This is a genomic window from Oribacterium sp. HCP28S3_H8 (assembly GCF_052064775.1).
Classification (GTDB): Bacteria; Bacillota; Clostridia; order Lachnospirales; family Lachnospiraceae; genus Oribacterium.
Genome location: NZ_JBQHUZ010000019.1, coordinates 1 through 8,692 on the forward strand (window position 1 = coordinate 1; position 8,692 = coordinate 8,692).

General features: G+C 44.5%; 13 protein-coding genes. All 13 read left to right on the forward strand.

Annotated features, from left to right (window positions below):
- Positions 1-91: 91 nt before the first annotated feature.
- The 13 genes from ACTNEN_RS13060 (at position 92) to ACTNEN_RS13120 (ending at position 8,494) form a co-directional block, all read left to right on the forward strand.
- Positions 92-2,164: a DNA topoisomerase 3 gene (locus ACTNEN_RS13060; RefSeq protein ID WP_441206916.1), complete on the forward strand. Its 2,073-nt coding sequence runs from the start codon at positions 92-94 to the stop codon at positions 2,162-2,164.
- Positions 2,161-2,529 carry a hypothetical protein gene (locus ACTNEN_RS13065; protein WP_441206917.1) on the forward strand — a complete coding sequence of 123 codons (369 nt, stop codon included), beginning with the start codon at positions 2,161-2,163 and terminating at the stop codon, positions 2,527-2,529. Before ACTNEN_RS13060 ends, ACTNEN_RS13065 begins: the two co-directional genes overlap by 4 nt.
- Positions 2,526-2,840, forward strand: a complete 315-nt coding sequence (locus tag ACTNEN_RS13070) for an immunoglobulin (RefSeq protein ID WP_441206918.1) — start codon at positions 2,526-2,528, stop codon at positions 2,838-2,840. The genes ACTNEN_RS13065 and ACTNEN_RS13070 overlap by 4 nt, the downstream gene beginning before the upstream one ends.
- Positions 2,837-3,451 (forward strand): YodL domain-containing protein, encoded by a 615-nt coding sequence (locus ACTNEN_RS13075; protein WP_441206919.1) that lies wholly within the window; start codon positions 2,837-2,839, stop codon positions 3,449-3,451. Before ACTNEN_RS13070 ends, ACTNEN_RS13075 begins: the two co-directional genes overlap by 4 nt.
- Before the next feature lie 8 nt (positions 3,452-3,459).
- Positions 3,460-3,654, forward strand: a complete 195-nt coding sequence (locus ACTNEN_RS13080) for a transposon-transfer assisting family protein (RefSeq protein ID WP_441206920.1) — start codon at positions 3,460-3,462, stop codon at positions 3,652-3,654.
- Between the two features lie 5 nt (positions 3,655-3,659).
- Positions 3,660-3,989, forward strand: coding sequence for a plasmid mobilization protein (locus ACTNEN_RS13085; protein WP_441206921.1), 330 nt, complete (start codon positions 3,660-3,662; stop codon positions 3,987-3,989).
- A gap of 78 nt (positions 3,990-4,067) precedes the next feature.
- A complete protein-coding gene (locus ACTNEN_RS13090; RefSeq protein WP_441206922.1) occupies positions 4,068-4,361 on the forward strand; it encodes a hypothetical protein in 294 nt (97 codons plus the stop codon).
- An 86-nt stretch (positions 4,362-4,447) separates the two neighbouring features.
- On the forward strand, positions 4,448-5,836 hold the full coding sequence (locus ACTNEN_RS13095; protein ID WP_441206923.1) for a relaxase/mobilization nuclease domain-containing protein: 1,389 nt from the start codon (positions 4,448-4,450) through the stop codon (positions 5,834-5,836).
- A 152-nt stretch (positions 5,837-5,988) separates the two neighbouring features.
- Positions 5,989-6,231, forward strand: a complete 243-nt coding sequence (locus ACTNEN_RS13100) for a hypothetical protein (protein WP_441206924.1) — start codon at positions 5,989-5,991, stop codon at positions 6,229-6,231.
- Positions 6,232-6,257: 26 nt separating this feature from the next.
- Positions 6,258-6,569 (forward strand): hypothetical protein, encoded by a 312-nt coding sequence (locus tag ACTNEN_RS13105; protein WP_441206925.1) that lies wholly within the window; start codon positions 6,258-6,260, stop codon positions 6,567-6,569.
- 331 nt (positions 6,570-6,900) lie between these two features.
- On the forward strand, positions 6,901-7,143 hold the full coding sequence (locus ACTNEN_RS13110) for a hypothetical protein (protein ID WP_441206926.1): 243 nt from the start codon (positions 6,901-6,903) through the stop codon (positions 7,141-7,143).
- Between the two features lie 145 nt (positions 7,144-7,288).
- The gene (locus ACTNEN_RS13115; protein WP_441206927.1) at positions 7,289-8,092 is read left to right on the forward strand and encodes a lysostaphin resistance A-like protein; all 804 of its coding nucleotides are present in this window, start codon (positions 7,289-7,291) and stop codon (positions 8,090-8,092) included.
- A gap of 243 nt (positions 8,093-8,335) precedes the next feature.
- The gene (locus ACTNEN_RS13120) at positions 8,336-8,494 is read left to right on the forward strand and encodes an RNA methyltransferase (protein ID WP_441206928.1); all 159 of its coding nucleotides are present in this window, start codon (positions 8,336-8,338) and stop codon (positions 8,492-8,494) included.
- Positions 8,495-8,692 lie beyond the last annotated feature (198 nt).

Genomic DNA, 8,692 nt, shown 5'->3' on the forward strand with positions numbered 1-8,692 from the left:
ACACTAACAGCAGAAGGGGTATGTTATGTGAAGTAATTGTCGATTTTATTATGGAAAGAGAGGTGATGGAGACGTTTACGTCTCATAATGTATGACTATGCATAAGTTAGTAATTGCGGAAAAGCCATCCGTTGCACAGAGCATTGCCAAGGTGATCGGCGCAAATGAGCGAAAGGATGGGTATCTGGAAGGGAACGGTTATCTGGTAAGCTGGTGCTTCGGACACCTGATTGAGCTTGCGGAACCACAGAATTATGATGATCGGTACAGGACATGGGACATTGAGAGTCTGCCGATTGTGCCGGAGCACTGGAAATATCTTGTCTCTTCCTCAACAAGAAAACAGTACACGCTGCTGAAGAAACTGATGGAGAGAAAGGATGTTGACAGCCTTGTGGAAGCGACCGATGCCGGAAGAGAGGGAGAACTGATCTTCCGGCTTGTCTACAGTCAGACCGGAAGCCGAAAACCATTTGAACGTCTCTGGATTTCATCCATGGAAGATACAGCAATCCAAGAAGGTTTTGAGAAGCTGCAGCCGTCAGCTGCATACGATGCGCTGTATGAGTCAGCTTTATGCCGGGAATGTGCCGACTGGATCGTCGGTATCAACGCAACCCGGCTTTTTTCATGCCTCTATGGAGAAACATTGAATATCGGCCGCGTCATGACACCGACACTCGCCCTGACCGTGGACCGGGAAAAGGATATTTCGTCTTTTGTTCCGGTGCCTTTTTACACCGTGACGCTTCACTTTCCTGAGTTTGATGTGGTGAGCAGACGCTTTGAAACGCAGGATGAGGCAGCGCATCTGATGGATGCCTGTATGCAGGAAAAAGAAGCAGTTGTCGAGAGCGTTGAGAAAAAGCAGAAAAGTGAGAAACCGCCGCTTCTTTTCGATCTTACAAGCCTTCAGCGGGAGGCAAACCGGACGCTCGGTTATACGGCAAAACAGACATTGGATTATCTGCAGAGTCTTTATGAAAAGAAACTGGTGACCTATCCCCGGACAGACAGCCGGTACCTGACGGATGACATGGCAGGGATGCTGCCGGATCTCTGCCATGCAGTCGCAGGAAAATTTGGCTGGAAGGATAAGCTCTCTGTGCATCCGGAACAGGTCATCAACAGCAAAAAGGTCACCGACCATCATGCTGTGATTCCGACAAAGAGCATGGCGGAAAGTAAGCTGGAGGATCTTCCCAGAGGCGAAAAAGAGGTGCTGACACTGGTGGTATCAAGACTTCTCGCTGCTGTAGGGGATCCAATGAAGTATATGGAGACCAGGATGGTTATGAAGTCCGGTGGTGCTGATTTTACCGCCAAAGGAAGAACAGTGCAGGATGCCGGATGGCGGCTCCTGGATCGTTTCTTCAGCCGGAAGAAAGAAAAGGAAGCGGCTGTGCTTCCGGATCTTCAGAAAGGCAATCACCTTACCTTTACAGAAGCGGAATGCAGGGAAGGAAAAACAGAACCGCCAAATCATTACACGGAGAACTCTCTTCTTGCTGCAATGGAAAAGGCTGGCGCGAAGGAGACACCGGACGAAGCGGAAAGAAAGGGACTCGGTACACCGGCAACACGGGCAGCCATTATCGAAAAGCTTGTGTCAAAAGGATTCCTGAACCGTGTCTCCGACAAGAAGGTAAATAACCTGATCCCGACAGAGACCGGGAAAGCGCTGATCCGTGCGGTGCCAGAGAAGATCAAGTCTCCTTCCATGACGGCGGAGTGGGAACAGAAACTTCTGCAGGTGGAGAAAGACCAGCTGCAACCGGAAGAATTCATGGACGAAATAGAAGAGATGGTAAGAGCCATCGTTCAGGAAACAGAAAAACAGGAGAATATCAGAGATATGAATGAAAAGAAAATCATAGGTAAGTGCCCGGTCTGCGGCAGCGACGTGATGGAAACACAGAAGGGCTGGTTCTGCAGCTGTCAGGACTGCCATTTCGGGCTCTGGAGAGACAATGCGTATTTCAAGAAGATCGGGAAAGAACTGACAGAACCAGTTGTTACGGAGCTTCTTTCCGACGGACAGACAAAGCTTGTCGGCTGCACTTCCCAGAGAACGGGTAAGAAGTACAACGCAATCCTTCATATGACGGCGGATGAGAAGCAGCGTCCGTCCTTCCACATGGAATTTGAAAAGAGATCAACATGAATAATGAAAATGTGATAGTCGATGAGCTGGCAGCTGGACTTGATCAGTTTGGTTATGATTTTGATCCTTACGGATATATGGACGAGGTCAGTTCAAGAGAAGAAGGCTTTGCACAGATCAAAGGTGAGCTGCTGAAGGGAAATTTCTCCGGTTACCGGGACTACCTGCAGGAAGTAGTGGAAGAGGAAGGCGAGTTTGCGCCGGAAGCCGCGGATCTGCTTGATCTGATGGATCGATATGAGAAGCAGGGAAAGATCTCTGTACAGCAGAAACAGTCCATACTGGACCGCATCGATGAGATTTCAAAGAACAAGCCGGCCCCTGAAAAAGGAAAGCTGATCTCATCAAAGGAGGAGGTGCGATGAAGAATTATCGTCTTTCGCCTGCTGAGCAGGAAACCATTATTAACTGGGACAATGAGCTGGAGACAGCCAATGTTTACACGTATGACCAGAAACTTGGGAAACGCCTTCTGGAGCTTTCCAGGAAGTACCCAGGTCTCATTGTTCTGAAAGAGAAAGGCAGTCAGCACTGCCTCATGTTTACAGTGCCGAAGAAGTACATCAGCATCCGGCAGCCATACAGCGAGGAACGTAAGAAAAAGCAAAGTATGGCAGCCAAGGAGAGGGTGAAAATGTACGGTTCGCCATTTGAAAAAGCGGAGGAAACCATATGAGCAGAGACATTGTGAAATGGGATGAAGTCAACGGAAAATCAGAGCCCGAGAAGATCGAGGCATTCCTTACGGACAGCACTGATACCTATGCAATCCTGCAGCTTAGCCATGAAGATGAAACGCGGGATGAAAGATTTGAATCTTACAGCAATTTAAGGAGAGCTGGGAAGGAGCCGGACATTGATCACTATGAAGTGATTTATGCGGCACCCTTACTTCCGTATACGGATCAGAATGTCATGCTGGAACAGATGTATGAGAAGTTCAACGTAGACCGGCCGGAGAATTTCCATGGTCACAGCCTTTCAGTCAGTGATGTGGTGATGCTGCGGCAGAGCGGAACTGTCTCTGCACACTATGTGGATTCGGTCGGCTTTACGCCGCTGGAGGGCTTTTATTCCCATAAGAATCATATCCGCACACTGGAAGATATGCTGGAACAGAATGACAATATGCTCGATGGTGTGGTGAATAACCTACCGGACGAAGCGGTCCCCTGCAAATGCGAAAAGAAGAAAGAGTCTGTACTGGATCAGCTGAATGCGATGAAGGAAAAGGAAGCACCACTGTTTATCGGTTTTCCGGAAATGATCGATCGGAACCGGGAATAGGAGGGCAAATGAAATGGAATCAGGATGATCGGATGCTGTTGATGCTGTACGGAGAGAAAAGCCTGTCGGAAACGATTGCTTCCATGAAGAAGGTGAGAAGTTCACTGGAAGAAGACGAAACGGAACTGGACCGGATGCTTGCAAATGTCATTCGAAAGCTTCAGCAGATCTCCGAGAAGGAATATGCTGGAATGAGGATGTGAGAAAATTGAAGAAAGAGGAAGTTATTATCCTTCGGATTTCAGAGGATGATCGGAACAGAATCCACGATAAGATGGAAGAGATCGGTGTCCACAATATGAGTGCCTACATCCGAAAAATGGCATTGGATGGCTACTGCATTCATCTGGATCTGAAGGAGATCAAGGAACTGGTGACTCTCATGAAGCGCTGCAGCAACAATCTGAATCAATACGCAAAGCATGCGAATACGGACGGCCGCATTTACGAAGAAGATATCAGAGACCTGCAGGAGCAGTTCTCCGTGATTATGGAGATAGGCAAGGGAATCCTTGAGGCGTTGTCTACCGTGCGATAAGGCATTCTTTGACATCCTTGCAATTTCCTTCGGGTCTTGTTTAACTGAAATCAGAAACGGGAAAGGGGGCAGATCATCATGCTGGCTATTCGTATTATCTTTAAAATTATCGCTATTCCGCTATTTCTGGTTGTGGGGATTGCAGAGCTTTTATTCAAGCTGCTGACGAATCTTTCGTCTTATATCATCGGACCGCTGATGTTCCTCATTATCGGATGCGATATCTGGTGTCTGTTTGGCCAGCAATGGCTGAATTGCCTGATTCTGACTGTATTGGTAGGAATCTGCTTTCTTGTACTCTTTGCAGCAGCACTTGTCATCGTCTTACTTGAATCAGCGAGAGAAGGAATTTCTGGTTTTATTCACTCATAATAAGAAAATTTGGATCATTGCTTATCGGGGACTGTTCCGCTTCTTCAGTGGGATGGTCCCCGGTTTTTTGTATAATGGGAGGAAATATGGCAGCAACAAGACTGATCGCTTTGCATGTGAATAAGGATAAAGGTGTATCCGCCAGCATGCATGAGCGGATCGATTATTCACAGAATCCGGATAAGACGGAGAACGGGACACTCATCTCATCATATGAGTGTGAGCCTGAAACAGCAGCAGAAGAATTTCTTCTTTCCAGGCGTCAGTACCAGGAAGCAACCGGCCGGGAATATAAGGGAGATATTATTGCCTATCAGATCCGGCAGTCGTTCAAGCCCGGGGAGATCACACCGGAAGAATGCAACAAAATGGGCTACGAACTTGCCATGCGGTTTACCAAAGGGAGACATGCCTTTACCGTATCAACGCATACAGATAAAGCTCATATCCACAATCACATTATTTTCAATTCCATCGATCTTGATAATACGCATAAATTTAAAAACTTCTTTTTCTCCGGGATCGCTCTTCAGCGGCTTTCCGATATCGAATGCTTCGAGCATGGCTACAGCATCATCAAGAAGAAACCTTACGCCGAGCGGACGAAGAGAACGGTCTATCCGAAACGGCATACGATCCGCAGTGAATTGGAAGCTGTCATTGAAGATATTTTGAATAAGAAACCGAAGGATTTTGAGGATCTTCTGGAACAGATTTCCCAGCAGGGATATGAGATCAAACGCGGGAAACACATCGCGGTAAAGGGAAGAGCACAGAAGCGTTTTATTCGCCTGGATTCTCTGAGTGAAGGATTCCGGACACAGGATCTGATTAAGTTTCTGGAAGACGATCAGAGATCCCATTCTGCCGGCCAGCTCTCGGGCAAACGCTCGAAGATTGATCTTTTGATCGATCTGCAGGATAAGATCCAGCAGGGCAAAGGAATTGGTTATCAGCGCTGGGCAAAAGTCTATAACCTGAAGCAGATGGCAAAGGTCCTTTTGTTTCTGCAGGAGAACGATATCCATGACTTCTCAAAGCTGGAACAGATGTCGAAGGAATCTGCAGCACGAACCGATGAACTGCTCTCTGATATCAAACAGAAGGAAGCACGAATGAAGGAGATTAAAGCTCTGCGGATGCACATCATCAATTACAGCAAGACAAGAAGTGTTTATGTAGAATACCGGAAGGCTGGATACAGCAGGAAGTTCTTTGAGGCGCACCAAGAGGAGATCACACTTCATAAGGCGGCGAAGGATGCCTTCGATCAGCTCGGATTAAAGAAGATTCCAAGAGTTGCGGAGCTGAATGAAGAGTTCACCCGTCTTGCCAGAGAGAAGAATGCGGAGTATGCCGAGTACAGGAAAGAACGAGATCGGATGCGGGATCTGATCAATGCCAGAAAAAATGCGGAGATGATACTGAATGAAAAGGAACAACCAAATGAGAGAGAACAGAAGAAGCAAATATAAGAGGAGCATTGGACTTTGGGTATTCCTTACTTATCCTTTCTGAATCATTAACTGTATTTTGCTTTTGTACTAGTACGTTCTTTTTCTGCTGTTATAATTTATTAGAAACAGAAGTTGTTTAGCATTCCTTAGAAGAAATGAGGTAAATTCTGATGAAATATGAAAATGATTTAATTGATTTGTTTGTAAAATGCAAAGATGCAGAAACGAAAAGAAAGGTATTAGAAGCTATAAAAAAATATGCAAAATGGGAAAATTATACTTCTGTTGCACTGAGAGGCTGGAGTTCATTAAATAGAGAGCAACTAGAAAATGTACTTTATAATGAAAATAACTTTTCAAAAAATGAAGTACAAGTCATTAACGCAAATTTGGAATTATTTAGGATAGGTTAATGATTAGAAAATAAATAGGTAATATTATGCTGATGAAATTAATGATTTGCAGCATTCCAACCTTTATCTTTCTGATGCTTGGTGTGAATGCTCGCAAAGAAACAAAAGCAGTATGCTTCTTCAATTTTACAAAACGACCAATTGTAGATGATGTAAAAAGATTTAATCTTGCAATCTCTAATTTGTGGATTGTTGCAGCTTGTATATTGGAACTGGCATGTGTTTTTGCATTGTTTTGTATACCAGATTCATCTGTCTTTGTGTTCATGACTTTTGCAGAAATAGTGCTTATTCTTGGCGTGGTTGCTTCATATTTCAAAATTCAGAAAAAAATATAAGAAATAGATAAATCGGGATTTGAAGAGGTGGTTAAGATGAAAGACGGAAAACACGCAACCCCAATACAATCTATCCAAATGCAGGGTATGATAAAGAAATATATGTGAAGTCGATGATTACAAATCCGATATTATTGTCGGGGACTTTACTTATATTGCCGATTCGGATTTTGAAAGTCATGTTTCACACTTATACGAGTGGAATGATGACAAACTCATCATCGGAAAGTTCTGTCAAATCGCCGCCGGAGTTGAGTTTGTGATGAACAGTGCAAACCATCAGATGAACGCTGTATCTACATTCCCGTTCTATACCTTGGAGGGATAGGAAATGTCGCTGCCTGCAAAGACGGATCTGCCATTAAAAGGAGATACCGTTATCAAAAATGATGTTTGGACCTGGCAAAATTCGGTGATCATTCCCGGCATTCACATTGGAGATGGTGCAATCATTGGTGCAAACAGCGTTGTGGAAAGTGATGCTCCACCATATATGAAGGCCGTTGAGAATCCTGCAAGAGCAATTCAAAAACGCTTTTCGGTAACTTATCTAAAGGCAAATCAGGTCAAATAATGCGAGGGTTGAGCTGCCACGATAGATGTTATTATTTTGAGTAGCCGGGTTAGATGTTGGAAAGCTGTGGCTGTGAGATAGATGTCGGAATGGTGATGATGCTAAAATACAATAATTACACGTTATATCAGGAGGAACAGGCTTTTTGAAGAAATTATTGATTACAATTGTGAAGATAGTGGTTTTCTTTATAGGATGGGCTGTGTTATCCGGAATCATTGATATTCCGAGCGACAATCCCGCTGTATGGAGATTTTTCGCGGAGCTGATCCCATTGACTGTCATGATACTGTTCACAGTTGCCTTTTGGCTGTTCGAGAAGAAAACCATAAACATACCAATAAAAGAAAACATAGGAAAAGGGGCACTGTGTGGAATTGTAATAGGTATCATCTGGATTGGAGCAACTGCGGCCATTCTTATTTTTTCTGAACAGCTGAAAGTTATCGGTAAGAATGAAATCTCGCTCTTATGGCTTTGGATTCTTTCAGCATTTCTTAATGTGATCATGCAGGAACTCCTTGTAAGAGGATATATATATCAGCTTTTGAAAGAAAGATTCAATCTTCCCGCAGCCGTTATTGTTACAACCGCGATATTTACGTTTATGCATGGCGGCGCATTTGAAGCGGGAGTTATTCCTGTCATAAATGTAGTTACGATGTGTCTTTTTACTACGGCGCTATATGAGTCAGAGAAGACAATTCTTGCACCCATAATGGCACATTCCATATGGAATATCATCGGGGCATTGATTCTCGGAGGGGTTAGTCTTGCCGATGATTATCCGAGTATTTTGACCATGACAGCTTCTGCAAATAAGCTGCTGTCAGGAGGAGCATACAAGATAGAAGCAAGTATTGTAGTGACTATTTTGAATGTAATCTTAATTGGGATATTTTATATTCGATACCGAAGGACTAAATGTATCGAGACACAGGAACAATAAAAAAAAGACAGACCAAGGCTCCTCACTACCGGTAAATGCATCGGCGGCGAGAAGTCTTTTTATGCTTCAATGTCGATTGTGATCCCGGACTTGAATTCTACGTGGAGACGGTATGTCTTTTGTCCAAGCTTTCTGAGATAAAGAATCACATCAGCGTGAAGGCCGATATGGACGCGATGGATGTGACGGCGGCGTACCTATCAGGAGATCCAGGCCCGGGTGCAGGAGCATTGCGGATTCTATGTGTCGCACCTGAATATCGCGAAGACGAAACGGAAGTGCGGGATCATCGAGCAGAAGAATGATAATCTTCCAAAGAGTGAGGGCAGCCGGTCGCCGGAGACGCCAAAGGAAAAGGAAGACGCGATCATAGAGGCATTCAGGCATTTTCAAATGATCTGAGGGTTCTCTGTCTTTTTTGAAGAATCCGCCTGCTTAAGGTATTGCTTGTTACGCAGCGTCATGTTGCATAATACATGGCAAAAGGAGGATACCGTCAATATTTTTGCGCAAATTTAGTTTTAACCGATATTCTCTGATTAAAAATCAGAGCCTACACAATTAGTACCTTGATAAATTCATTTAGCCCACATCAGTTAA